The sequence below is a fragment of the Klebsiella sp. Sb-30 genome, assembly GCF_057652795.1.
In genome coordinates, this window is sequence record NZ_CM172749.1 from 3,006,881 (window position 1) to 3,030,337 (window position 23,457).

A 23,457-nucleotide genomic window follows, 5' to 3' on the forward strand; every position below is an offset into this window, starting at 1 on the left:
CACTGAATTTGGCCACAAGCAGAGGATATACCCCAGCCTGTGCGGCCGGGGGCATCGGAGGCGAACTAAATATGCTTATTGAAGAAGACGTCTAACTTTTGCATGGCCTGGTCAACGTATTTAGGAACCCAATATGTTTCGATATGAGTAGCGCCATCGATCAGGAACAGTTCTTTATCCTGCGTACCGGTCGCTTTCGCGAACGCATCTTCAGTCATATAGAGCGTATCCGCTTTTGAACCGGCAATCATCAGCAGCGGTTTATTTATGAGATTGATATGGTCCGTCACGTCAAAGCTCATCAAATCCAACAGGCTGCTGGTGGTGTATTTAAACGTTGAGTTCGGGTGGGCATGGGTTTTCCAGTAGTACTCGTAGCCCTGTCGATAGAGGGCAAAAGGTAATTTAGCGATCTGTTCATCCGTCAGATTTGCATCGCCGGAGTAAAGCACTTCGCCTCCGGCAGCTTCCTGAGCACGGGCGTCAGAAGCCTGCTGAAGCCGCTGCTGGATAGTATCCAGCTGTGAATTCTGAAAACCATTGCGGCGTACAAGCCCTGAATTAAACATGCTGATGGTTGCAATCGATTTGAATCGTTTATCCGTCTCGGCGGCAGCCAGTGAATACCCGCCACCTCCGCAAATACCCAGCAGACCGAGGCGTGCGGTATCGACCCCAGGATATTGGCTGATGTAATCCGCCATACCGTGGATATCCTCAATACGATTTGCCGGTTTATCCACGCTACGAGGCATCCCGCCGCTAGCGCCCTGATAAGCCGCGTCGGCGGTAATCGTGATGTACCCCTGCTCAGCGAGACGTTGGGCATACAAACCCGCGACCTGCTCTTTTACGCCGCCATTAGGGTGTGCGACCACCACCGCAGGGTATTTTTGGGCGGGATCGTAGTGAGCTGGCGTATAGACATTCGCAGCAATCTGGATGCCGTGCAGATCGTATTTCACCGGATGAATGTTGACCTTACCTTTGATATTTTCAGTAATGGCACCGTCATAAACGAGGGTGAACGGATTTTTCTTGTAATCAGCCGCCTTGACTGAGGTCACTCCGGCGACAGCCGTCAGCAGCATGGCGCTTATAAGCATCAATTTCATGGTCTCTCCCGATGAGTATCAGCCTGGTTATCCAGGCTCGCGGAATTCAATTTGCAGCCTCAGGTTAGGGAGAAAGGGCTGTCAGCAGCGTGACCGAGGAATAACATTTTTGTCAGGAAGCGGACCGGGATGAGAACCTGTTCCTGACAGCGCTGTCAGGTAAGCGTCAGCTTTATGTTGGCTATCAAGGCGCAGAATGGTCTCGGTTAGATGAGATTCATGTTCAATTTTCCGAGCAAAGGAGCGATCGATGAAACGCCAAAACGCCTCAACACGACCAGAGCGACGTAAGCGATTAGTCGCCAGGGCGAGCATTGCCGCCACCTTGCTGATTCCCCATGTATCGGCAACAAATAAAGACCCTATGCGACAAAATAGAGCGGCGGCCGGCGTATCGCTGACCGCGCTTACCCGCTCACTGGCAACCCTGACTATCCAGGGGCAACGTCTGCCGGATGCCGGACAGATCTATTCAGATATTGAAGCACCGTTGAAAAGCTTAGAGGAAGTTCCGTTATGCGCCTGTTGTTAGTCGAAGATGAAGAAAAAACGTCAACCTATCTCAGCCGTGCGCTGGGTGAGTCCGGATTTACGGTCGATATCTCTGCCGATGGCGCTGAGGGCCTTCATTACGCGCTGGAGTTTGACTACGACGCCATCATCCTGGATGTGATGCTGCCGGGGATGGATGGCTACCGGGTACTCGAGGGGGTACGAGCCGTCAAACAGACGCCGGTGCTGATGCTCTCTGCACGGGGATCGGTCGACGAACGGGTCAAAGGACTTCGCCTTGGCGCTGATGATTATCTCCCCAAGCCCTTTTCACTTATTGAGCTGGTGGCGCGTATTCAGGCCCTGGTGCGCCGCCGCTCTGTGGACGGTGCAGACATCACCCAGCTGCACATTCACGATCTGCATCTCGACTTACTGGCTCGCCGGGTATTTCGCGCCGGAACGCGACTGGAACTGACCGCAAAAGAGTTTTCCCTGCTGAGCCTTCTCTCCCGCCATCAGGGAGAAATTCTGTCCAAGATGATGATTGCTGAGCAGGTATGGGACATGAATTTTGACAGCGATGCCAACGTGGTTGAAGTCGCCATTAAACGTCTGCGCGCCAAAGTGGATGCCCCGTTCGACATCAAGCTACTTCATACCGTTCGTGGTATGGGGTACGTCCTTGAAGTCCGCGCTGAATAAATGAAGGGGATAAGCATGCTTAAGCGCTCCATCTCAGTCCACCTGGCGCTGATGTTCGCCCTATCCGCGCTGCTGATCGTGTCCGTTATCGGTATCCTGCTAAGAAGCTCTCTGCATGACTCTCTGCAAAAGCAGATGCACAACGAGCTGTTATTCCGGGAATCATTGATGAGTCCATGGATCACCGCGCGGACCTCGGCTGACGGCTGGTCGACGCTTACCAGTAAATTTACCCTGTTAACCAATTCTGAAGGTGAGCGCGTTCGCTACTGGATAGTGAGCGACGATCCGCGCTTTAGTATAGGGGGAACGCCGCCGCTGGGAGTCCAGTGGTCTGCTTTACGGGAGGGGTTTAATCAAGTGCCCGGCGCAGCGGAAGGGGCATGTTCACTGTTCCTGTTAGTGAAAACCATCCCCGCCAACGGTGAAAGGCCTGAGCTGCGCTACGTGGTTGCCATCGACTCCACGCCGTATATGGGCACACTGAATGCCTTCACGCGTACGCTGCTGATTATTGCCGCGCTGGGCGTAGCGATCGTCGCCCTGCTGGGATACGTCGTTTCAAGGATTGGTCTGCGTCCGGTGGGAATGCTCAGTAAACAGGCACAACATCTCGCCCCGGTGGACCATGGCCAACGCCTGGATACCCGCGCATTGCCCGAAGAACTACAGCAGTTAGCCTCATCGTTTAACGGCGTATTAGCGCGTCAGGAGGTCGCCTGGCGACAGCTTGAAAGCTTTAACGCCGATGTTGCCCATGAGCTCCGCACACCGCTGACCAACCTGATTGGTCAGACGCAGCTGGGTCTCTCGCGCCGACGCTCGCCTGATGAACTGGAAGAGTTGCTGGGTTCAAATCTCGAGGAGCTGGAGCGCATGACGTCAATTGTGAACGACATGCTGTTCCTGTCCCACGCTCACGCAGGTGAACATGCTTCCCAGCTTACCCGGGTCTCCCTGCGAGAAGAAACCCTGAAAACCGCGGAGTATGTTGAGCCCTCCTTTGCTGAAAAACAGCTTTCTCTGGATGTTGAGGGCGATGTCAGCGCGCACATCGACCGGCGGCTGTTCCACCGCTCACTGGCCAATTTACTGGAAAACAGCGCCCGGCATTCGCCATCGAACAGTGCGGTCACCGTGCGACTCAGCGAAAAGGATAATCAAGCCTGTGTTGAAGTTTCAAACCCAGGCGATCCGATAGCACCGGAGCATTTACATCGGCTTTTTGAACGGTTTTATCGTGTCGACACCTCCCGAGCCAGGAGTGATACCCATCATGGGCTGGGGCTGTCGATCGTGCGTGCCGTCGCCATTATGCACCGGGGAGATGTCTTTGCCCGTAGTGAAGGTGGCATCAATACATTTGGACTGACGTTTGCTAAACAACCCGACGCTATCCGAACAGAGAGACTGATTTCAGAGACAACATCGGGACGTCCGCACGCTAAGCCCTCTGACGAAATTGTCAGAGGGCCGTCAGTCTGATGTCAGGTTGCCTGCGCCAGAATCACCGCTAAGACTAACCACTGCTGATGGAAGGAATGAAACAGTGAGAATAAACAAGGTATTTAGCGGGTTTCTGGCGATAATTTTCACGGGGCTTCTGGGACAGCCCGCGTCCGCATCAGAGAATTCATCTGCTCAGTCCCGCACGCTGATTATCTACTTTTCACAACCCGAGGAGATGAAACCTGATGCCGTGGATGGTTTTTCCGGGGCCAGCGTATTACAAAAAAATACCCCAGAGACCGGCAGCACGCAGTTTATTGCGCAGCTGGTGCAGAAACAGACTCACGGCGATTTGTTTCGCATTGAAACAACCACCGCCTACCCTCGCCAGCATGACGCGCTGTTACGCGTTGCCGAAAAGGAGCAGCAAACTAAAGCCAGGCCCGCGCTAAAAACGCCGCTCCCCGCACTCAGCGATTACGACACCATTTACGTCGGCTACCCCATCTGGTGGTACACCATGCCCATGGTGATTTATAGCCTTTTTGAGCAAAATGATTTTGCCGGTAAAACGGTCATTCCCTTTACCACCCATGGAGGCAGCCGGTTAGCCGACTCCCTGCGAGAAATTGCCCGCATGCAGCCCCAGGCCAAATTAGTCACTCGCGCGCTCTCGATCTCACGCAACGATATTGCAGATCCTGACGTACCCACGCAAGTTGAGCAATGGGTCAAACAAGTCCAGCCACCGCGTTAAGCCATCGACATGAAGAAAATTTATATTTTCCAGGTCATGCAGGATACGCTCATGACGTTACTTCTGCTGGTGCTGATGGGGTTTCACCTTCAGGGTGAAATCATTCATGAATGGGCGAGTATTATTTTTACGCTGCTCATCATTTTGCATTTATATCTTAACAGGCGGCGCTTGTGGTTATTGTCGATGAAAATTCCGTTATCGATGCGGATAGTTAACAGAGCCATTAATGTGGTGACATTCGTTGTTATTCTGACCGCGATTGTCTCTGGCATGATGCTGTCCCGACATATCCTTCTGGACCTGCCGTTCCACAACCCGGCAAGCTGGGTCAGAAAAATACACATGACGTCGGTCCACTGGGGTATGCTCATTCTGGCACTGCATATTGGGCTGCACTGGAAAATGCTGGCAACGTTTTTCTGCCGGATCCTGAACATCTCCGACGACTCACGCTTTGCCAATGTCATTATGCCGGGGATTTTTTCGATTATTGCGTTACTGGGGTTGTACTGGCTTCTGAATCAGAACTATCTCGACTATTTGCTGATGAAGGTGGATTTCTCCTTTTTCGACTACGACGAATCTACCCTTCTGTTTTATTTGCGCTACCTGGCCATTATTGTTTTATTTGCATTAATGACACGGTTTTTGCTTTGGTGCTTTATTTTCAGGAAGTATAAAGCGGTGTCACCCTAATAGAGCTTAACTGACATCATTGTCAGGGGGGCGTCAGCCTGACGACATGCCACCCTTATTACAATCATTGCAGACCATCCCCCTCATCGTAGATAAGGACGCTTTGCATGATCGGACATTTACGTTACCTCGGGCTGTTACTGCCCCTCTTCACTTTTTCATCCTCGGCAGCGGCACAACATTCCGCTGTCCATATCGCCCCCGCCGGGAGCCAGATCGCGGTGTATGGGCCAGCGGAGAACTTTACCGGTCGCGTTCGGGTCGATCCCCTGTTCAAGGCGGATAACGACATCCGGGTTTCCGCGGCTTATGTCACCTTTGAACCTGGTGCCCGCTCCGCCTGGCATACGCATCCGGCAGGTCAGCGGCTGATCGTGACCTCTGGCGTCGGGCTCACCCAGCAAGAAGGCCAGCCGGTGCAGGTCATCCGCACTGGCGATGTTGTCTCTTGTCCGGCGGGCGTCAAACACTGGCACGGAGCTGCCCCCGGCAGTGCAATGACGCATCTGGCGATAACCGGGATTGTGGATGGCAAAAGCGTTAACTGGATGGAGAAAGTGACAGATGAACAATACCACGCCCATTAAGGCATTAACGGCAGCGCTACTGCTGACTTTTGGTTTTGCTCTCACCGCAAATGCTGCCCCCGTCATTACAGGAGCCTCAGAAATGAACCAGCAACAAACCGTTTCAGATACGCTGTCAGCTCGCCAGCAGGCCATCCCGTTGATCGCGGCATCGATGGCCAGCAGTCAGATGGAGAAGCTGAATACGGCCCTGAATCAGGGACTTGACGCTGGGCTCACGGTAAACGAAGCCAAAGAGATTCTCGTCCAGCTTTATGCCTATACGGGCTTCCCCCGTAGCCTGAATGCGCTCAGTGAACTGATGAAGGTCGTCGACGCACGCAAACAACGTGGTATTGAAGACGTTGAGGGCAAAGAATCGGTCGCCACCATCCCAGTCGGGGATGAACTTCGCCGGGTCGGTACCGCAAACCAGACCAAAATCTCAGGCGCTCCCGTCCAGGGGCCGCTGTTTGATTTTGCGCCGGTCATTAATCAATTTCTGCAAACGCATCTGTTCGGCGATATTTTCGCCCGCGATAACCTCGACTGGCAGAGCCGCGAGCTGGCAACGGTTGGCGCATTAGCGGCCACTCCGGGCGTCGAAGCCCAGCTGTTATCGCATACGCGAGCCAGCATGCGGGTCGGCCTGACGGCAGCGCAGCTGCGCCAGCTGGCGCAGGTCCTGCGCGAATATGGCGAAAATGATGCGGCTATGCGAGCTGAAAAGGCGCTGCAACAGGCGCTCGCCAACCATTAGGAGTTGATTATGGAGCATGATCCCACCCGCAGAATGTTGCTTACCGCGCTTGCCGGGCTGACGCTGGCGAACGTCTCGCGGTCATCAGCAGCCACCGGAAATGCAAATATACAGGGTAAAAGTCGAATTCTGGTGGCGTACTTTTCCCGCAGCGGTAACACACGGGTGATTGCCGGCGTCATTCATCGCAGCCTGAACACCGATCTGTTGGCAATCGAACCGGCAACGCCATATCCGGAAGACTATTTCCAGACCGTTGAACAAGCAAAACATGAGCGTGAGCGGGGAGTCAAACCCGCCTTAAAAAATAGCGTCGCAGATATCTCACGCTATGAGACTGTGTACGTAGGCTTTCCCATCTGGGGGACCAGCGTCCCCCCCGTCGTGCAAACGTTTCTCAGCAGCCATAACCTTGCGGGGAAATTACTCATCCCCTTCATTACTCACGGCGGCTACGGTAAAGGAGACAGCGACGACATCCTTGCCAGTCTGGCGCCCACCGCGCGCCGGGAAAAACCGCTGGTCATTGAATGCGACCAGGAGCGCAGAACCACAGAAACGGTCAACCGCTGGTTAGAAACCATCCGCGGCTAATCGCCCGCATTCATGAGGCTGCCAAATAAGGGCAATCAAGGCTGCTAAATAATTAACGCAGACAACTCAGATATGATTGAACGGTAAACATAACAGAGGATGTAATCTTGAAGACGATTTTAAAAACGCTGGCCATCTGCGTCATGGCGGGTGGCCTGGTGGCTCAGTCGGTATATGCCGAGCCATTGGTCATTCAGGAACAAGGAAGCTTTTCTGCCGGTGGCACCCTCATCACTGCCCCGGGAACCTTCGACGCGAAAAAACCGCTGGATTCTGCTGGTCAAACTTATCATGGCGATCATGCGTCCGTGTTCTACCAAATCCCGGTGAATCCGCATAAATACTCTATTGTCATGCTGCACGGTGCAGGTCAGTTTTCCCGTACCTGGGAAAGCACCCCGGATGGTCGTGAAGGGTTCCAGAACATCTTCCTGCGCCGCGGATTCTCAACCTGGCTTGTCGATCAACCGCGTCGGGGCAGCGCCGGGCGCACGACTGTAGAAGGTACGGTAACGCCAAAACCGGATGAGCAGATGTGGTTTAATCAGTTCCGCGTCGGCGTGTGGCCGGAGTATTTTAAAGGCGTCCAGTTCTCACACGATAAAGAAGCCCTGAATCAGTATTTCCGTCAGATGACCCCCAATACCGGGCCGTTTGATATCAACGTTATCTCCGATGCGATGTCCGCTGTCGTGGATAAATCCGGCCCGGCGATCCTCTTCACCCACTCTCAGGGTGGCGGACCGGGCTGGTACACGGCGATGAAAAACGATAAGGTCAAAGCCATTGTTGCCTTCGAGCCTGGCAGCAGCTTTGTCTTCCCGGAGCAAGAACTCCCTGCCCCGATGCCAAGCGCATTCGACACGCTGAAGGGTGAGCCTGTGCCGCTGAAACAGTTTATGGCGCTGACTAAAATCCCGATTCTGATTATTTACGGCGATAACATCCCGGAGAAACCCGTCGCCATGCCGGCACAGGACAGCTGGCGCGTTCGTCTGGCGATGGCTCGCGAGTGGCGTGACGCGGTGAACAAGCATGGCGGGGATGTCACGGTAACGCATCTGCCTGAGATAGGTATCAAAGGTAATACCCACTTCCCGTTCTCTGATTTAAATAATGTGCAGATTGCTGATTTGGTGAGTCAGTTCCTGAAGGAAAAAGATCTGCAGTAGAAAGAAGCTGTATTGGGCCTTTATTCATGAAGGCTCAATACAAACATCAGAATGAAAAATGGACGACTTTTGGCGGAAAGGTGTTGAACGTGGCGGTCAGCTTTGAGCGAGGAGCTGACTTGCAGATGGTAATTGCACAGCAAATGAGACGTGGGATGATGACTCCGATGCCCGGCGCTGCCTGCATCTCATCCGCCCAGTTCAGCAATAGCCAACTCAGCAATTTCAACCTGGACTGATATACGATCATTGCATTCGAGCGACCATATCGCTGAGAGCCCGCACCATGCAATTATCCACTGCAGAAGTCGCTCTCTGTTTATTCCCGCTATCTCAGTAACGATCGCAAGTCGCTGTTTAAAAATACTCGGTACTCTTGCAACATAATGCTCAGGATGACCAAGATCCGGATTGGTGAAAATATTAGCAAAGTCGAATCCTCGTTCGCCGAGTAGCCCTTTGGGATCGATGGCCAGCCAACCATATGATGCGAAATCCAGCACGTTATCGTGATGCAAGTCACCATGTAATACCACGACATCTTGCCCAGAGGAGAGCAGTTGCTGAGCGATCTCGGCGCAATGTGCCAGAATACCTCCATGCTCAAGGGCTGCGGGTTCTAGCGAAGAAAACCAGCGATGTAGCGGTGTAAGTTGTGGCCAGGGTTTATCTGACTTGCTGTGAAGCCTGTTCGCAGTTGCACACAAAATGCGACAGGCTTCCTTGTCTTGACCATTTTTGGACATCGTTGACAATGATGCAATTCCTGTAGCGCGAGCGAGCAGAATAGCCTCTTTTTCATAAGCCATAACCTGGGCTGCGCCGTTACCTTCCCACCATGCCATCAGTGCGTTTCCGGTTTGCTCATCCGCATCATCGGTCACTTTCAACATAGCTTTAATACCATGCGTTGCTGTTTTTACCGGGAGCAACGTTGATGTATGAGTGATAAATATCTCCCCATCCGGAATAAGTGACCAACGATTTAACCAAAAACTCAACTTATCTGTATCCATAGCGATTCCTTTAAAATCCTTATTACCACCGAGCGGACTGAGGCATACAACCGAACTATTTTAACCTATGACTCCAGATACTCCCTGAAATTGTCCCAGGGATGGAGAACGTCCGCATCTGGTACAAAGCAGGTATCCAGGCAATCTGCCGTATCAGAGTGAGTCGCTCACGCTATATTTATCGCTGCCTGAGTCGCGTAAACCGGTCTTGCGGAATGTCCGCCGTCAGGATGGAGACAAACTGTTAAGGCATAATGGAAACGCTGGCGGATAATCCTGCCACGAGTTCAATTCCCTCCGGTATCTTATCTAACTGGATACGTACAGGTACTCGCTGCGCCAGTCGCACCCAGCTGAAGGTGGGATTGACATCCGGCAGCCCAAGCCCGCCCGTCTGGTCATTGCTATCATCGATCCCCCGGCCAATACTCTCCACATGCCCCGTGATGTGCGGGTCGAACCCCATCAGCGAAATTTGTGCGGCGTTCCCGATACGAATATGACGCAGTTTGGTCTCTTCAAAATAACCCACCACCCAGAAACTGCGGGCATCGACAACGGCGACCTTTGTCTCTCCCACGGTGGCGTAGTCGCCCGGGCGAAGCCGAAGATGCGTGACGTAGCCGGCAACCGGAGCGCGCACGGTAGCATGAGATAAATTAAGCTGCGCCAGTTCCAGCGCCGCCAGCGCCCCCTGATAATTGGCCGCCGCAACGCGTGCTGCACTGCCTGTTTGCTGGATGTCCTCGCCGGAGATGACGCCTTTGATTAGCGCACGTCGCCTGGCCGCATCCTGGCGCATCAGCATCTCATGACGTTTTGCTTCAACGTCGGCCTGCGCGCTGAGCACGGCCAGCTTCAGCCAGCGCGGGTCGATAGCATAAAGCACGTCGCCCTGGTTAACCCACTGATTATCGCGGACAGCCACGCTGCTCACCGGCCCGGAAACATCCGGCGCAATCTGCACCACATCTGCCCTAATCCGTCCATCGCGAGTCCAGGGCGTCTGCGCATACTGTTTCCAGAAAATAAACGCCACGAAAGTCGCCACCGCCACTGCGATTAACGTCAGCGCGTAACGACCCAGCAAAGAGAGTAAAGGTTTCATGCGAATAACCCCGGTGTGGTCAGGCCCTGCAAAAGCAGGAAAAAGGTCAGAATATAGGTTGAGACATCAAGCAACGGGCGCAAGGGTAAACGCCGGTAAAGCCTGCTGAAAGAGAAAAGCGGCACGAGTAACAGCGTACAGACCTGAGCGATGAGCGCGGTCAGCAGTAGTCCGGGGATAAAAACACCCCCGATATTGATATCATTTATCATGGGTGAGTTCCTTGTTCTGCGTCCGTAACGCGCAGTGCAGATCAACCAGCCTGTCGACAAACTGGCTTGATTGTTCATCTGTCGCGGGCAAGCAGAGAGCGGCCATTGCGGCAACGCGCTCGCGTAAGGCTTCGGTTTCCGTTGTGCGGGTAAGATGATAAAGCACCTCGTTGATATCACTGCCTGCGGGCGTATCGCCACGGCGCAGGCGCATCACACAGAGGCCAATGCGCAGAAAGTGTACCAGGCGTTCAAGCGCCCGTGCGGATGACTGCCCGCTGCGCGGCAAGCGTGGCAGCAACAGGGCTGCCCGGTCGATCATCAGATTGGTCCAGTGCGTTTCATCGCCTTTAAACACCCCGTTCACGCTGCGGCGAATATCGCGTTGGCAAAGTTTTAGCAGACGGTTTATCGCCGCGTCCGCCTGCACGGTTTGCAGCAGACTCATGCCGATAACCGCAAAGCCGGTCGCGAAAAACAGGGCGATAGCGGTGTTGACCGCGTCGGCGAAGTCGCCGCTGTAGTGTGCGCCCAGCTCGCACAGCACAGGCAGCGTCAGGGTGATCCCCATCGCCATAAAGGTCGTGGGCGGCCGCGCCTGCAGTGACCCGGCAAACAGATAGACTGGGGCAAGCACCGCCACCAGCACCGGGAAATCGCTGAGCGGAGGAAGCAGCGCGAAGCTATAGATAAGGCTTATCAATACGCCCCAGACGGAGCCGATAATGTATTTAACAATATGCGGGGCCGGCGTATCGAAACCGCCAAACAGCGTGCAGCAAACCCCAAGAATCGAGACCGCCGTGCCGCCATCGGGCCAGGCGGAGTAAATCCATAACAGACAGCCGCCCAGAATGATGACAAAAGCGCCCAGCGCCGTTCGGGCTGCACTCAGGGGATCGCGATGGAAAACATACCCTTTCGCCGCATGATCTTCCGCCTGCATGGGGGCGGGTCTGGCGTGGTGGATGGCATCCGAAAGACGCTCACACTGTTGCAGGAGGGTAATCAACTCAACAAGATAGCGTAACAAATTTACCCGCAGCGCATCCTCAAACGTCAGCGCCTGCGCAGCGTGCCGCTGTGCTAACTGCGCGCTGCGTTGTTGTAGCGCATCGGCTGAGTTTCTGCGTTTCCCGGTATCGTCGCAGGTCAGCCAGGCCTGAACATCATCCAGCAGCCTCTGCATATCGGCGGGCATCTCCGCGATCGCCTGTAACCGATCGCACAATTCGCCGTTCACAATGACTAACCGCGCCAGCCTGTCATGGAGCGCTTTCCTGGCCTGACGGACCGGAACCGAAAGGGCAAAATCATACGGAATATGGTGGCTGATGCCCTGCAGGAACTGTAGCGCCAGCGCCAGATGCAGAGGCTCTGACCGCGCGTTGGACTTGCCTGCAAGGGTGTCGGCAAGCCGCTGACGCGCGGCCTGCAGCGTCTGCGCTAATTTGCTGTTGAACAGCCCTGATATCCGGGTAGGCAAAATGTAGCGGTGAATCAGCGCGGCGCAGACGATGCCGATGGTGATCTCCTGAACCCGAATGATGGCAATGTTAAACACCGTGCCAGGGTCAGAGACGGCGGGAAAACCAATCAGACTTGCGGTGTAGCCGGCCAGTACAAAGGCATAGGCGCGGGGCGTGCGTTCAAGCAGGGATAAATAGAGGCAGAAGATGATCCAACCTGTCAGAATCACGCTGCATAAAATCGGCATATTCACAAACGTGGGCACAATCAACACCGTGGCCCCCGCGCCGGCCACGGTCCCTGCCAGGCGATACAGGCTCCTGCTCAAGGACGCGCCCACCGAGGTTTGTGAAACGATATAGACGGTGATGATGGCCCATGAGGGTCGTTCAAGGCCAATCGCCAGGGCAATGTAATACGCGAGCATCGCTGCGGCAAAACTCCTGGCGGAATAGAGCAGCGCATGGGCGTCGCTCAGCAGTGCGGGAGAGGCTATACGGCCTGACCAACGGCTTATCGCGTGCAAAACGCGGCGGTGATGGAGAGTTAATTTGCTCATGCCGGGAATTATTCCCGCTTTGCGCCTGCCCTTAAATACTCTATTCTGTCAAAAAATACCTAAATATTGCCAATAAGATGCCGTCCAGACTTGCCCATACCCTGTTTGATCCCGATAGCACGCCGAGCCCTGCCGTCGCACGGCATATTGATTTCGTTGATTATGCGGCAGAAGTGCCGGTTCATACCCACCGCAAGGGGCAACTGATTATTGCCCTGTATGGGGCAGTGATTTGTCGCGCGGAAAACGATATCTGGATAGTGCCGCCAGATTGCGCGGTGTGGATCCCCGGTGGGATCCCCCATAGCGCCAAAGCCACCTGGAATGCGCATCTCAACTATTTATTTATTGAACCCGGCGCCGCCGCACTGCCGGAGAAATGCTGCACGCTGGCGATTTCTCCGCTGATAAAAGCGTTAGTTGACCGCTTAACGAATGAGGACGTTGATTACGTAGCGCAGAGCCATGTCGGCAGGCTGACCAGAGTGACGCTCGATGAACTGGCCGCCATGCCGCAGCAGAAACTGAGTCTGCCGGTTTCGGCACACCCGAAGATCCGCGCCATGGCGGATGCGCTGGTCAGCCACCCTGAGGATCGCAGTACCTTTAAAGCCTGGGCGAAACGGCTGGCGCTCAGCGAGCGTTCATTAGCACGCCTGATGCTGCGCGAAACCGGGCTGACCTTCGGGCGCTGGCGTCAGCAACTGCATTTGATTATTGCCCTTCGGGAGCTGGCAAGTGGAGTATCGGTGCAAAACGTCGCGGCTAATCTGGGGTATGAGTCGGTAAACGCGTTTATTACCATGTTCCGAAAAACGATGGGTAGCACTCCCGCGCACTATTTTGCCGGTCGAAGAACGACAGATGCCTGAATGACACACAGAGTGGATACGAAGTAAGGTGCTAAATGTCCGCATCGGGGATAACGCAGTCACGGCAACGGCCAGGGACTGCTTTGAGCGAAGAGCAGAAGCTGACACCTTTGCCTAAACTGTTCCCACGACAGTAGACAAATCCAATCCTCAGGACGAGAACTGTTTGAAGGCCCGGGTTGTGTGGATCAGTTTTCTGATGCGCTACTTTTTCAGTGAACTGAAGCAAGAGTACCGCTGGCAGCAGCGCGGTACTCTTGTTTTAGCATAGGTCGCCTCTCTGTTTAGATGTAGCTTATGACGTCAGCCGATAGTGCGACTGTACCAGACCCGATGGGAAGCTGCGGCTTGATAACAGAGTCAAATCTATATCCCTACTCAGGGATCCGAACAACGGTTTTCCCGAACCGAGCAGGACAGGAACGGTCGTGATAACGATATCGGCGACCAGACCTTCGCGCAGGAACGACTGTATTACCTGCCCGCCATCTATATAGACGCGATGTGCGTTCTGCTCCGTCAGGTCAGCAAGCACCTCCCTTGGCGTACGGCATGAGAACTGTACTTTGGCCTTCAACGCCTCGGGCACGGAGGTACCGGTTAGCTGTCGCGAGAGAACCAGCACGGGTCGATCATAAGGCCATTCGTCAAAGGTCAGCGCCTTTTCATAGCTGCCTCGCCCCATAACGATCCAATCTTTGTCCGCAATGAATGCTGCATAGCCATGATCTTCTGTAGGGTCATCGCGCTGCACCAGCCAGTCGATATCGCCATCCTGTCGGGCGATATAACCATCAAGACTGACAGCGATAAAAACATGTGTGGTGACCATCAAGTGCTCCGTATTCAGGTTGCATATATCCCATTGAGTTTAGCGATGTTAACGATATTGATATGTGTTCTGTGGAAAAACATAGCATGAGAGCAGCAATATCCCCTTTGTGGATTAAGACAAAAAAATCGCGTGGTGTTGAATCCAGGATGGAATGAAAATCAATAACCTGCTCCCAATTAAGTAACATATCACAATGTTATCAACGGCCGCTGCTGGCACTTAACTGACCGCTGCCCAGGACTTTTTTGAACGAGGAGCAAAAGTAAGAACGTATTCGTCTGACTGGCTACACGGCAAACCAGCCCACAGCATTTGATAATCCAGGGAAACCTTGGCATGGCGCAATCCACACGTGAGCAAATTACACCATGCCTGCCACATATGCGCTGCTAAGCTTTTCTCTTGCTCTCGTGATTTGCCAGTTGCCGAATAAACTCTTCAGCCGTACAACCTTGTTGTAACGCTTCAAGCAACAACTGCTGCTGTGTTTTTGGCACCAGGCCACCCAGCGGCGGATCGGTATCAAGATTGGTCGGGAAGGAATAGCCTTCAGCGCTTGCTGCCACAACTGCCTGTAACTGCTCATCGTTTAATGGTTTATCCAGCAAAACGGGATAGATTGCTTCCATGACTTTGACGTGATTCACTTTTTCCATTGTTTTGCCAAATGCGGATGAGACCTGCAGCAAATTAGCCGTACGCACATGGTCCTGCGTCACGTTATTCCCCGCGGCATGGAACAGCGCCGGATTGAAGAACAACCCGTCGCCTTTTTTCAGTGGCAACTGAATGGCATGCTGCTGGAAAAATTCAATAAAACGCGGATCGCGCCATGCCAGGTATCCTTCAGCATATTGTTGCGACCACGGTAAAAGCTGCGTCGGTCCTGACTCTACCGGCATATCGCTGTGCGCGACCGCACCCTGAAGCGTCAGGTATTGCGACAGAATCTGCAGAGGCAGCGGGAAGCGGGCAACCACCTCATTAAGCTGGAATCCGAGATGGTAATCCCGATGCGGCTGTTGCGCTTTACCGCCAGGGCGGACCTGATTCACCTGGGCCGTGATTTCATAGCCGGGGCCAACCCAGGCTTCGCAAATCAGGGCCAGTAAAGGATTGCTGTAGTAGTCGACGAAGGCATCGGCATCACGCTCAGCGACTTTTTGTAGCGCGTTCCAGATACGTCCATTGCTACCGGCTTTGGCAAAGTGATCGCCACCGCCACCGTTTGTCGCTTCACTGACGAGGATATTGTCAAACACCTTATTGCTGCTGTCTATGGCTGAGAGATCGCGGTACAAGCCCTGAACCACGAACACGCCTGGTCCGCCAGACAGTGCGTGATGCAGTTCGCCCAGCATGGTTTGACGATCGGCTCTGGCTGCTGCAAGCAGATCATCATGATGATAGATCGGTACGTTTTTATCGGCGGAACGCGCCAGCGGGAAATCGCCCTTACGCAAGGTTTGCGCGCATAGCGTGGCGAACTTATCGAGAGAAATATGGCTGTCATTTATATAGGGCGTATTCATTTTTACCTCACAGCGTCAGGGCATGTGGTGGCTGAAAACCGCCGTTGTCACCGCAACCGACCACGCTTTGATCGAAATCGATCACCGCGCCTGTCATCATTCCCGACTCCTCTGAAAGGAGAAATGCTACGCCACGCGCGACCTCGTCTGGCTTCAGCAATCGGCCAAAAGGCTGGGCCTGCTCAGCACTGGCAAGCCAGTTTTCTTCAGCATCATGATATTGCCGCTGGATGTCGTGTTCATGCGGCGTGTCCATCCAGCCAATGTTCAGGCCGTTTACTCTTATCCGGTTGCGCATAACGCTGAAGGCCACGTTTTTGGTCAGCGTGACCAGGGCGCCTTTCGATGCGGCGTAGGCGGTCAGGAAGCTCTGGCCGCCGTGGGAAGTCATGGTAATGATATTAACAATGCTGCCTTCTACGCCCCTGGCAATCATCAGTTTGATCGCCGCCTGCATCAGAAAAAAAGGCGCGCGAGTGTTGACCGCCATGATGGCGTCAAATAATTCCGGAGAGGTATCAAGGATGGTGCCACGGTCCGACATGCCTGCACAGTTCACCAGTCCATGCAGCGTGCCAAACGCCGATTCTGCGGCGCCCACCACTTTTTTGCAGGCTTCAGGCGAACTGATATCCGCCTCGACGAATATCACTTCACATCCGCCATGGCTAAGGGTTTCTGCTTGTTCACGTCCGGCTTTCACGTTACGTCCGCAAATAACGATGCCTCGCGCCCCACGCTCTACCAGCAGACGGGTAACCGCTGCGCCGAGTCCCTGGGTTCCGCCGGTAACGACGAACACTTTGTTGTTAAAACCACTGCCATTAATCATGTCCATTTGTTGTCCTTTCTTATTGAGGAGAGATCGGGTTTGTTCGCTTGCTTACCCTGACCTTAGCAGCTACATTCGATTAACAATATGTACACATAACCTCAGAAAGACCTCAATTTATGGCAAGGTCATTTTCCATCAAACAAATCGCAGCCCAGTCTGGCGTGAGTAAAGCTACGGTCGACAGGGCGTTGCACCAGCGTGGCAGTGTGAGTCCCCGTACAGCCCGACGCATTGCGCAGGCAATCAGCGATCTGGAATTACAACAGCGCACCAGCCTTGCAAGCGGCCGCACGTTGCCGATCGACCTGGTGATGCACACGCCGGAACGCTTCAGTTCACTGACGGTCGCGGCGCTGCTCAGCCAAATTAAAACCTTTTCACCGTTTCGCCTGACGCTACGCTGCCACATTTTTGAAGAAGTCACGCCTGAGGAGTTGCAACGTGAACTGCGCCGCTGCGGCAATGACAGCTACGGCGTGTTGCTTAAAGCCAGCGATCATCCGTTGCTTGAAAGCGCTATTGCGGAACTGGCGGAGCTTAATGTTCCGGTGGTCACGCTGGTCACTGACCTGCCGCACAGCAGACGTATCCGTTACGTGGGAATGGATAATGCCGGAGCAGGGCGAACAGCAGCATGGCTCCTGTCGCGATGGCTTTTGAAAGAAGCGCAAACGGTCGCAGTCGTGCTCAGTAGTAAGGATTTTCGCGGAGAAGAACAGCGCATGGCAGGCTTTATCCAGGCGCTAACCGATCGGGCACCGTATCTGAAGACCATCGCCGTCAGTGAAGGATATGGTATCGATACGCTGACTTTTACGCAGATGCGTAAAGCGCTGGAACAGGACCCTTCAATCCAGTCTGTTTACAGCGTAGGTGGGGGAAACAGCGCTATTCTACGGGCTTTTGCAGCGATGCAACGAGAGATAAAAGTCTTTATTGGCCACGATCTGGATGAGGAAAACCGCAGTCTGCTGGCTGCTGAAAAAATGGATGCGGTGATTGATCATGACCTGTGTGAAGACGCACGGTCAGCATTTAGCGCCATCCTGCGATTCCATGGTTTTTTGCCGGAAACAGAGAATGAAATAGCGCCCTCGCGTGTCATTGTGGTCACACCTTACAATATTTGAATTAACTTGTTGTTTATAAAGAAATAGATTGTATTTAGTCGATCATGCCAGACCGTTTTAACGTCCCCCAGTGCCGATGAGATTTCGAGAGCGCTTAAATGTGTACGAGTGACAACGTGCATGACAGCTGTGAAAGTCTGCTTTGAGCGAAAATCAGACGCTGGGCTAATTGTGTTTGACGCCTGGTAGCTGCAAAATCGAGTTCGCTGAGGGGGTACCTATTCAAACCTGAACACTTGTGCGATTTGCCGGACCTGTATATTCTCATTTTAGGCCCGTGCTGCCTGCCGCTCGCTTCCTGTATGGAAATGGTGAAAGCATGTTTGTCCTCAACCTCAATGATTTAACCACTCTTGACGGTCGGGATTTGGTAATGCGGGCACCATGGTTTCCTGACGACAGGAGAAATTATGTTATCAATCGAGCAAGCCAAGCAAATGGCTGCGAAGTTAAAAAGCTCTCTCGAAATGCGCGGTCATAAAATTTCTTATTCCGCCGCACTCGAAACTGTTTCACAACAGCTGGGCTACAAGGACTGGAACACAGCATCGGCTGCGTTGCTCCCACCAGTTGTTCCTCAGCCTCAAATTCATTTCATCAAGACTATACCTATCTTACGAATGTTCGATGAGCGAAAAGCGCGAGAGTTCTATCTCGAGTTTCTGTCATTCAGCGTTGAATTTGAACACCGGTTCGAGCCCAACTTACCTTTGTATCTGGGCATTGCTCGAGATGGTTTGCAGTTGCACCTCTCTGAACATCACGGTGACGCCAGCCCGGGGGCAACGATATTTATACCTGTGCAGAATATCGAGTTGTTTAGAGACCAACTACACGCAAAACAATATGGCTATGGTCGCCCGGAAATCGTGAAGCAGGACTGGGGAGATATTCTGGAAGTCTACGACCCATTTGGAAACCGGCTCCGGTTCTGTCAAAGCTGATTTATTTTTCCCGATACGGAGGGTATTGCCATAGGCAATACCCCTTTTTCATACGCACGCAATGTCCGCTTCTGGCACACAGCAGCCGTTCTGACCGAAACTCGTCATTAGAAGGGAGTTATGCGCAAATTTTGTTGACGATGGTGAAGTGACTGGCAAACGGTCGCTATGTTTTGCGAGATGATAAAACCCATCAGGGATGGCTGGAGCCGTATTGTGCGTGTCACACTGTGAAGTTAAAACCGTGGACTGACGCCAGCCGTCCATTGAAAACCCGTCACCTCGGGGGATTTGACGGTGTGATATCAGCTTTAAATCTGCGCCATACCGCCGTCAACAAACAGCTCTATGGCATTGATAAAACTGGCGGCATCAGACGCCAGAAACGCAACGGCTTTGCCGACTTCCGCTGGCTCACCAATCCGGCCCAACGGAACCTGCGCTGCCAGTGCATCAAACAGGCCCTGACGCTCTTCCTCGGCAACCAGCCCCCCTAATCCAGGGGTTTTGACCGGACCCGGACTCACGACATTCACCCGAATACCACGCCCCTGCAAGTCCAGCGCCCATGAGCGAGCAAAGTTTCTCACTGCGGCTTTACTGGCACTATACACGCTAAAGTTAGCCGTCCCTTTTACCGAAACGGTGGAAGCGGTGAGGATAATGGATGAACCGGCACCAAGCAGTGGCAGTGCTTTCTGGACGGTGAATAATACTCCGCGAACATTAGTCCCGAAAATCCGGTCAAAATGTTCTTCGGTTATGGCACCCAGCGCCAGCATATCTCCGCCACCGGCGTTAGCAAACAAAATGTCCAGACGCCCCGACTCTTCTGCAATCTGCGCGTAAACCTTATCCAGATCGTCAAGACGGGAGACATCGGCCCGAATCCCCTTAGCAGACGTGCCGATCAACGCGATGGCCGCATCCAGTTCCTGCTGACGACGTCCGGTGATGTAGACTTTTGCCCCCTGCGCAGCCAGTTCCTGCGCACTGGCAAGACCGATTCCTGTGCTGCCGCCCGTGACCAGGGCAATTTTGTCTGAAAGTGGTTTACTCATTATTCATATCCTCGACGTTGTTTCGAATTGGCAGTCATTCAGCCTGTGAACACACTCTAGCCGCAGAGAAATTATTGATAAATTAGTAAAAATAGAAAACACTCTTTCTACAGGTGCATAATCAGATGTCACACGGAGAAACAGAACGTGGATCAGTTAATGGCTATGCGTGCGTTTACACGGGTAGTGGAAACCGGCAATTTTACGCGGGCAGCGGATTCACTGAATCTGCCAAATGCCACATTAAGTAAACTGGTTAAATCACTGGAGGCCCATCTCGGCGTGCGTCTTTTACATCGCACAACCCGGCGCGTCGTCACAACGCCAGAGGGTCAGGACTATTATGAAAAAGCCTCTCGGGTGCTAATTGATATTGAGGAGATAGACACTTCGTTTAGCGCCTCGCAGAGCAGACCTAAAGGGTATCTGCGTATTGATGTCGGCGGCTCTACCGCACGTGAAGTCCTGATCCCGGCGTTACCGGATTTTTTGCAGCGCTATCCGGAAATCAAAATCGATTTAGGCGTGTCCGATAGGCCGGTGGATCTTATTAGCGGAAATGTGGACTGTGTAATCCGTGGTGGCTCTCTCGATGACTCATCGTTGATCGCCCGTCATATTGGTGATGCCCCGATGGTGACCTGCGCTACGCCGGGATACCTGAAAGCCGCTGGCGTACCTGCGTATCCGGATGAATTAAGAAATGGACATAAGCTGGTGAGCTATTTGTCTCCGCTGACGGGCAGAGCCTTTCCTTTTCGCTTTATCGTAGAAGGTGAAATGCGGGAGATGAAGACGCAGCATCACATCGGGGTTAACGAAAGTAATGCGCATTTGGCTGCCGCCGTGGCCGGAATGGGAATTATCCAGACCTTTTGTTATGCGGCGAAAGATGAACTGAACAACGGCACACTTGTTGAGATCCTACAGGCATGGCGTCCCGCGAGTTATCCTTTTTATGTCGTCTATCCGCAGAACAGGCACATGACGCACCGGTTACGAGTGTTTATTGACTGGCTAACCGAGGTATTCCCAGCGGCACTGCGCGATTACCGATAAACATACCTCTGACGATCCAGATGGGTGCAAAAGATACACCAATTGCTCTTCTATTGTGCCCTTCTCTAATGCCCGCCCTCGGCGGTCATCCGCTATGAACGAACAACGGACCTTTGTCATTCTGTCGTAAAATTCGCCGCGCGATCGGGTTAAGCAATACCTCTTTCTGAGGGTTGTCATGAAAAGTCTTGCACGTTTGGTTTTCTAAAGGACCAGCAGACTTCCGGTCCAATGGCGGGATTATTTCAGTTCCAGCGCTCTTATCACCCCGGCAATATCAGCAATATCACCCACCGACAGCGGCTGAAGTGGTCGAGGCAAACAATCCGTATCCGTCAGCCCAAGCACGCCTGCGGCTGCAGCAATAACCCGGAGACTTCCTCTATGTTTACGGAAAAGAGCCCACAGAGGCTCAAGGCGGGTTGTCAAGGTCGTGACGCGCTCACGATCGTTCGCCGCCGCGGCTTCCGTGATTTGTTTCGCCGTCACCGGGAACAAACCGCCGCACACGGAGTACCAGACTTCACAGCCGGCGTTTAATCCCAGCCCGGCATAAGCATCTCCACTAATACCGATTGTTACACCAGGACGCAGATGTTGACGTAACGCATCCACCCGCTCAGCCGCTGCAGCCGGGTTATCCGGGACGCCAGGGATCTTAACCGAATGGATACCCTCCAGCGAGGAGAGAAGGCCATGCAGTTCATCCGTAAAGGTAAAATGCGTGGTGCCTGGATTATCATAGATGCACACCGGTACAGACACGTGCCGGGTAACGGTCTCAAAGAGTGCGAAGACTTCTTCGTCACGGAGCGACTGGTAGCTAACCGCCGGTAGCAGCAAGGCATCTGCGCCTGCGGCTTGCGCATCGTCTGACAGATGCAGGATGGCATCCGTGCTGACAGCACCCACACATACCATGACGGGGATCTCTCCGGCATGCTGTTTTGCCAGAGTCGCGATGCGCCGGCGTTGCTCTCGGGTCAGATACGCGTAGCTACCGGTTGACCCGAGGATACCCATAGAATCAACCCGAGCTTCTGTAAGGCGGGAAAGAATATGACTGAAACCCTTTTCGTCCACGCCGCTGGCGGTGATTGGTGTTATTGGGAACGCAGACAAACCGGTAAACATAGTGTTTCTCCTGAATGATATTACTGGCGTTGCTCTTCGATGAGAGCCACATCAAACCACAGACCTGGCATCATTTTTTCAAGACCATCAGTCAGCATTTTTCCGGCGTCGTGAAGCTTTTCCAGCGGCATCTGCGGCAGACTTTCCAGAATAAACCACATTTGTTGAGCTTCCGCGCTTAAGCGGGTTCGGCTCCCCTGTCGCCAGTTCCAGCGGCGACAGGTTACGCCTGCGTCATCGCGCCAGATAATTTCGTTTTGTGAAGGATATTCAACGGCGGTTTCCCCCTCTTTTACCGTATCAAAAGGCTCAGTGCCTTCTGCCATAACCAGACGTGGCGACCCCTGATAGGCAGCAATGTTTTCGCCACCAACCGGAATGGCGTAGCGGAGACTCACGGCGTTATAAAGATCAACGATGGGATCGAGTGCTGGCATCGTACCGTCACGTAATACGCGCTTACGTAATGCATCGGCTGAACAAGGGGTGCGTTTGGGTTTGGCGCCAAACTGTTGAAAAACCTCAGCCCATGCGGCCAGATGAGATTCCGCCCATTCAGGCTCACCGGCCAGAACCGCTTCACTTGCTTCTCGCAACGCCGTTTCTCCAGTATCAGGGTTCAGCACCGGGGCAGCTTTTACGTAGATACTGAGTGCCCGAAAACCGGGAGCAATACGATAAATTTCAGGGGCAATTGACGGAGATACTGTAAACACGTGATAATCCTGTAACGACCAATTTATTCCATAATAATGACCGATGACCAAAAAAGTCAATTTAATGACCGACGCAAATTCTATAGTCAGCACCGTGAATGAAGCCGTATCTCAGCGGATTAAGCTGTATCGTAAGCAAAAGAAAATATCACTCGATGAACTGTCCCGTCGGGCGGGCGTCAGCAAGGGGGCGCTGGTTGAGATTGAGGGGTGCCGGGCGAATCCCAGCATTGCCCTGCTATGCCGCCTGGCTGCCGCAATGGGAGTTTCGGTGGCTGACTTTGTGGATGTCAGTTCAAAACCAACGGTTCATCTCATTGCTGAAGATGAGATCCCAGAATTGTGGGAAGGTGAAAAAGGCGGGAGAGCAAGGTTGCTCGCAGGATCTGGTGGCCCTGATATGACAGAGCTCTGGATGTGGGAAATGCAGCCGGGGGAGAAGTTTGCTTCACCCGGGCACACGGAAGGGACGCTTGAATTGTTTTATGTTCAGACGGGCTCGCTGACACTTGGCGTACAGGACCACCTGTATCTGGTGAAGACCGGGTGTTCGGCAACGGCCAGAACGGACGTTCCTCATTTCTATGAAAACCGGGGGGAGAGCCCATTGATTTTCATCATGACAGTACATGAAAAAGCATCCTGAGTGTTTCCCGTTTAACCAG

Annotated in this window: 25 protein-coding genes; 14 read left to right on the forward strand and 11 right to left on the reverse strand. The window is 53.3% G+C overall.

Going from position 1 to position 23,457, the window contains the following annotated elements; all coding sequences use genetic code 11:
* Window positions 1-65: 65 nt before the first annotated feature.
* The gene (locus tag AC236I_RS14050; RefSeq protein ID WP_015584502.1) at window positions 66-1,115 is read right to left on the reverse strand and encodes an alpha/beta hydrolase; all 1,050 of its coding nucleotides are present in this window, start codon (window positions 1,113-1,115) and stop codon (window positions 66-68) included.
* 250 nt (window positions 1,116-1,365) lie between these two features.
* On the opposite strand from AC236I_RS14050, the gene AC236I_RS14055 reads away from it, so the two are divergent.
* The 9 genes from AC236I_RS14055 (at window position 1,366) to AC236I_RS14095 (ending at window position 8,309) form a co-directional block, all read left to right on the forward strand.
* Window positions 1,366-1,647 (forward strand): hypothetical protein, encoded by a 282-nt coding sequence (locus AC236I_RS14055; protein ID WP_227505873.1) that lies wholly within the window; start codon window positions 1,366-1,368, stop codon window positions 1,645-1,647.
* Entirely contained in the window at window positions 1,632-2,312 is a 681-nt protein-coding gene (locus tag AC236I_RS14060; protein WP_015584504.1) for a heavy metal response regulator transcription factor, read from the forward strand. The genes AC236I_RS14055 and AC236I_RS14060 overlap by 16 nt, the downstream gene beginning before the upstream one ends.
* A gap of 15 nt (window positions 2,313-2,327) precedes the next feature.
* Window positions 2,328-3,797 carry a heavy metal sensor histidine kinase gene (locus AC236I_RS14065; protein ID WP_015584505.1) on the forward strand — a complete coding sequence of 490 codons (1,470 nt, stop codon included), beginning with the start codon at window positions 2,328-2,330 and terminating at the stop codon, window positions 3,795-3,797.
* Between the two features lie 64 nt (window positions 3,798-3,861).
* Entirely contained in the window at window positions 3,862-4,518 is a 657-nt protein-coding gene (locus tag AC236I_RS14070; RefSeq protein WP_032717327.1) for a flavodoxin, read from the forward strand.
* Between the two features lie 9 nt (window positions 4,519-4,527).
* Window positions 4,528-5,217 (forward strand): DUF4405 domain-containing protein, encoded by a 690-nt coding sequence (locus tag AC236I_RS14075; RefSeq protein ID WP_487608524.1) that lies wholly within the window; start codon window positions 4,528-4,530, stop codon window positions 5,215-5,217.
* A 107-nt stretch (window positions 5,218-5,324) separates the two neighbouring features.
* Entirely contained in the window at window positions 5,325-5,804 is a 480-nt protein-coding gene (locus tag AC236I_RS14080) for a (R)-mandelonitrile lyase (RefSeq protein ID WP_015584508.1), read from the forward strand.
* Window positions 5,782-6,543 (forward strand): carboxymuconolactone decarboxylase family protein, encoded by a 762-nt coding sequence (locus AC236I_RS14085; RefSeq protein WP_065906395.1) that lies wholly within the window; start codon window positions 5,782-5,784, stop codon window positions 6,541-6,543. The genes AC236I_RS14080 and AC236I_RS14085 overlap by 23 nt, the downstream gene beginning before the upstream one ends.
* A 9-nt stretch (window positions 6,544-6,552) precedes the next feature.
* Complete coding sequence (locus tag AC236I_RS14090) at window positions 6,553-7,137, forward strand: flavodoxin (RefSeq protein WP_136342691.1); 585 nt, start codon at window positions 6,553-6,555, stop codon at window positions 7,135-7,137.
* 107 nt (window positions 7,138-7,244) lie between these two features.
* Window positions 7,245-8,309, forward strand: coding sequence for an alpha/beta hydrolase (locus tag AC236I_RS14095; protein WP_065906390.1), 1,065 nt, complete (start codon window positions 7,245-7,247; stop codon window positions 8,307-8,309).
* Window positions 8,310-8,497: 188 nt separating this feature from the next.
* Here the strand turns inward: AC236I_RS14095 and AC236I_RS14100 are convergent, their stop codons facing one another.
* The 4 genes from AC236I_RS14100 to AC236I_RS14115 all read right to left on the reverse strand — a co-directional run bounded on the left by AC236I_RS14100 (window position 8,498) and on the right by AC236I_RS14115 (window position 12,674).
* Window positions 8,498-9,325 (reverse strand): aminoglycoside phosphotransferase family protein, encoded by an 828-nt coding sequence (locus AC236I_RS14100; protein ID WP_487608525.1) that lies wholly within the window; start codon window positions 9,323-9,325, stop codon window positions 8,498-8,500.
* A gap of 244 nt (window positions 9,326-9,569) precedes the next feature.
* Entirely contained in the window at window positions 9,570-10,433 is an 864-nt protein-coding gene (locus tag AC236I_RS14105) for an efflux RND transporter periplasmic adaptor subunit (RefSeq protein ID WP_118860032.1), read from the reverse strand.
* Window positions 10,430-10,645 carry a DUF1656 domain-containing protein gene (locus tag AC236I_RS14110; RefSeq protein ID WP_136342692.1) on the reverse strand — a complete coding sequence of 72 codons (216 nt, stop codon included), beginning with the start codon at window positions 10,643-10,645 and terminating at the stop codon, window positions 10,430-10,432. The genes AC236I_RS14105 and AC236I_RS14110 overlap by 4 nt, the downstream gene beginning before the upstream one ends.
* Window positions 10,635-12,674, reverse strand: a complete 2,040-nt coding sequence (locus AC236I_RS14115; protein ID WP_044023537.1) for an FUSC family protein — start codon at window positions 12,672-12,674, stop codon at window positions 10,635-10,637. Before AC236I_RS14115 ends, AC236I_RS14110 begins: the two co-directional genes overlap by 11 nt.
* Window positions 12,675-12,751: 77 nt before the next feature.
* Here AC236I_RS14115 and AC236I_RS14120 point away from each other — a divergent pair, with 77 nt between their 5' ends.
* Window positions 12,752-13,546, forward strand: a complete 795-nt coding sequence (locus AC236I_RS14120) for an AraC family transcriptional regulator (RefSeq protein WP_064357122.1) — start codon at window positions 12,752-12,754, stop codon at window positions 13,544-13,546.
* Window positions 13,547-13,841: 295 nt separating this feature from the next.
* Here AC236I_RS14120 and AC236I_RS14125 read toward each other — a convergent pair whose 3' ends face one another.
* The 3 genes from AC236I_RS14125 to AC236I_RS14135 form a co-directional block, all read right to left on the reverse strand.
* Entirely contained in the window at window positions 13,842-14,378 is a 537-nt protein-coding gene (locus AC236I_RS14125) for a dihydrofolate reductase family protein (RefSeq protein WP_015584516.1), read from the reverse strand.
* Window positions 14,379-14,770: 392 nt separating this feature from the next.
* The gene (locus AC236I_RS14130; RefSeq protein WP_086816759.1) at window positions 14,771-15,913 is read right to left on the reverse strand and encodes a phytanoyl-CoA dioxygenase family protein; all 1,143 of its coding nucleotides are present in this window, start codon (window positions 15,911-15,913) and stop codon (window positions 14,771-14,773) included.
* A gap of 7 nt (window positions 15,914-15,920) precedes the next feature.
* A complete protein-coding gene (locus AC236I_RS14135; RefSeq protein ID WP_015584518.1) occupies window positions 15,921-16,751 on the reverse strand; it encodes an SDR family oxidoreductase in 831 nt (276 codons plus the stop codon).
* A gap of 113 nt (window positions 16,752-16,864) precedes the next feature.
* Here AC236I_RS14135 and AC236I_RS14140 point away from each other — a divergent pair, with 113 nt between their 5' ends.
* Both AC236I_RS14140 and AC236I_RS14145 read left to right on the forward strand, forming a co-directional pair.
* The gene (locus tag AC236I_RS14140; protein ID WP_099144058.1) at window positions 16,865-17,878 is read left to right on the forward strand and encodes a LacI family DNA-binding transcriptional regulator; all 1,014 of its coding nucleotides are present in this window, start codon (window positions 16,865-16,867) and stop codon (window positions 17,876-17,878) included.
* Window positions 17,879-18,288: 410 nt separating this feature from the next.
* Window positions 18,289-18,822: a glyoxalase superfamily protein gene (locus tag AC236I_RS14145; protein WP_032717318.1), complete on the forward strand. Its 534-nt coding sequence runs from the start codon at window positions 18,289-18,291 to the stop codon at window positions 18,820-18,822.
* A gap of 311 nt (window positions 18,823-19,133) precedes the next feature.
* Here AC236I_RS14145 and AC236I_RS14150 read toward each other — a convergent pair whose 3' ends face one another.
* A complete protein-coding gene (locus AC236I_RS14150) occupies window positions 19,134-19,883 on the reverse strand; it encodes an SDR family NAD(P)-dependent oxidoreductase (protein WP_015584521.1) in 750 nt (249 codons plus the stop codon).
* A 147-nt stretch (window positions 19,884-20,030) separates the two neighbouring features.
* On the opposite strand from AC236I_RS14150, the gene AC236I_RS14155 reads away from it, so the two are divergent.
* Window positions 20,031-20,942 (forward strand): LysR family transcriptional regulator, encoded by a 912-nt coding sequence (locus AC236I_RS14155; protein ID WP_015584522.1) that lies wholly within the window; start codon window positions 20,031-20,033, stop codon window positions 20,940-20,942.
* Between the two features lie 240 nt (window positions 20,943-21,182).
* Here the strand turns inward: AC236I_RS14155 and AC236I_RS14160 are convergent, their stop codons facing one another.
* Together AC236I_RS14160 and AC236I_RS14165 are read right to left on the reverse strand one after the other, a co-directional pair.
* Complete coding sequence (locus tag AC236I_RS14160; RefSeq protein WP_015584523.1) at window positions 21,183-22,076, reverse strand: dihydrodipicolinate synthase family protein; 894 nt, start codon at window positions 22,074-22,076, stop codon at window positions 21,183-21,185.
* 20 nt (window positions 22,077-22,096) lie between these two features.
* Window positions 22,097-22,792 (reverse strand): B3/B4 domain-containing protein, encoded by a 696-nt coding sequence (locus AC236I_RS14165; protein WP_097357643.1) that lies wholly within the window; start codon window positions 22,790-22,792, stop codon window positions 22,097-22,099.
* Window positions 22,793-22,835: 43 nt separating this feature from the next.
* Here AC236I_RS14165 and AC236I_RS14170 point away from each other — a divergent pair, with 43 nt between their 5' ends.
* The gene (locus AC236I_RS14170) at window positions 22,836-23,438 is read left to right on the forward strand and encodes a helix-turn-helix domain-containing protein (RefSeq protein WP_015584525.1); all 603 of its coding nucleotides are present in this window, start codon (window positions 22,836-22,838) and stop codon (window positions 23,436-23,438) included.
* Window positions 23,439-23,457: the final 19 nt, after the last annotated feature.

Excerpts from the sequence above, each read along its gene's own strand:
- AC236I_RS14050 (WP_015584502.1), bottom strand. The coding sequence starts at position 1,115 with ATGAAATTGATGCTTATAAGCGCCATGCTGCTGACGGCTGTCGCCGGA.
- AC236I_RS14055 (WP_227505873.1), top strand. The coding sequence starts at position 1,366 with ATGAAACGCCAAAACGCCTCAACACGACCAGAGCGACGTAAGCGATTA.
- AC236I_RS14060 (WP_015584504.1), top strand. The coding sequence starts at position 1,632 with ATGCGCCTGTTGTTAGTCGAAGATGAAGAAAAAACGTCAACCTATCTC.
- AC236I_RS14065 (WP_015584505.1), top strand. The coding sequence starts at position 2,328 with ATGCTTAAGCGCTCCATCTCAGTCCACCTGGCGCTGATGTTCGCCCTA.
- AC236I_RS14075 (WP_487608524.1), top strand. The coding sequence starts at position 4,528 with ATGAAGAAAATTTATATTTTCCAGGTCATGCAGGATACGCTCATGACG.
- AC236I_RS14080 (WP_015584508.1), top strand. The coding sequence starts at position 5,325 with ATGATCGGACATTTACGTTACCTCGGGCTGTTACTGCCCCTCTTCACT.
- AC236I_RS14085 (WP_065906395.1), top strand. The coding sequence starts at position 5,782 with ATGAACAATACCACGCCCATTAAGGCATTAACGGCAGCGCTACTGCTG.
- AC236I_RS14090 (WP_136342691.1), top strand. The coding sequence starts at position 6,553 with ATGGAGCATGATCCCACCCGCAGAATGTTGCTTACCGCGCTTGCCGGG.
- AC236I_RS14100 (WP_487608525.1), bottom strand. The coding sequence starts at position 9,325 with ATGGATACAGATAAGTTGAGTTTTTGGTTAAATCGTTGGTCACTTATT.
- AC236I_RS14105 (WP_118860032.1), bottom strand. The coding sequence starts at position 10,433 with ATGAAACCTTTACTCTCTTTGCTGGGTCGTTACGCGCTGACGTTAATC.
- AC236I_RS14110 (WP_136342692.1), bottom strand. The coding sequence starts at position 10,645 with ATGATAAATGATATCAATATCGGGGGTGTTTTTATCCCCGGACTACTG.
- AC236I_RS14115 (WP_044023537.1), bottom strand. The coding sequence starts at position 12,674 with ATGAGCAAATTAACTCTCCATCACCGCCGCGTTTTGCACGCGATAAGC.
- AC236I_RS14120 (WP_064357122.1), top strand. The coding sequence starts at position 12,752 with ATGCCGTCCAGACTTGCCCATACCCTGTTTGATCCCGATAGCACGCCG.
- AC236I_RS14125 (WP_015584516.1), bottom strand. The coding sequence starts at position 14,378 with ATGGTCACCACACATGTTTTTATCGCTGTCAGTCTTGATGGTTATATC.
- AC236I_RS14130 (WP_086816759.1), bottom strand. The coding sequence starts at position 15,913 with ATGAATACGCCCTATATAAATGACAGCCATATTTCTCTCGATAAGTTC.
- AC236I_RS14135 (WP_015584518.1), bottom strand. The coding sequence starts at position 16,751 with ATGGACATGATTAATGGCAGTGGTTTTAACAACAAAGTGTTCGTCGTT.
- AC236I_RS14140 (WP_099144058.1), top strand. The coding sequence starts at position 16,865 with ATGGCAAGGTCATTTTCCATCAAACAAATCGCAGCCCAGTCTGGCGTG.
- AC236I_RS14145 (WP_032717318.1), top strand. The coding sequence starts at position 18,289 with ATGTTATCAATCGAGCAAGCCAAGCAAATGGCTGCGAAGTTAAAAAGC.
- AC236I_RS14150 (WP_015584521.1), bottom strand. The coding sequence starts at position 19,883 with ATGAGTAAACCACTTTCAGACAAAATTGCCCTGGTCACGGGCGGCAGC.
- AC236I_RS14160 (WP_015584523.1), bottom strand. The coding sequence starts at position 22,076 with ATGTTTACCGGTTTGTCTGCGTTCCCAATAACACCAATCACCGCCAGC.
- AC236I_RS14170 (WP_015584525.1), top strand. The coding sequence starts at position 22,836 with ATGACCAAAAAAGTCAATTTAATGACCGACGCAAATTCTATAGTCAGC.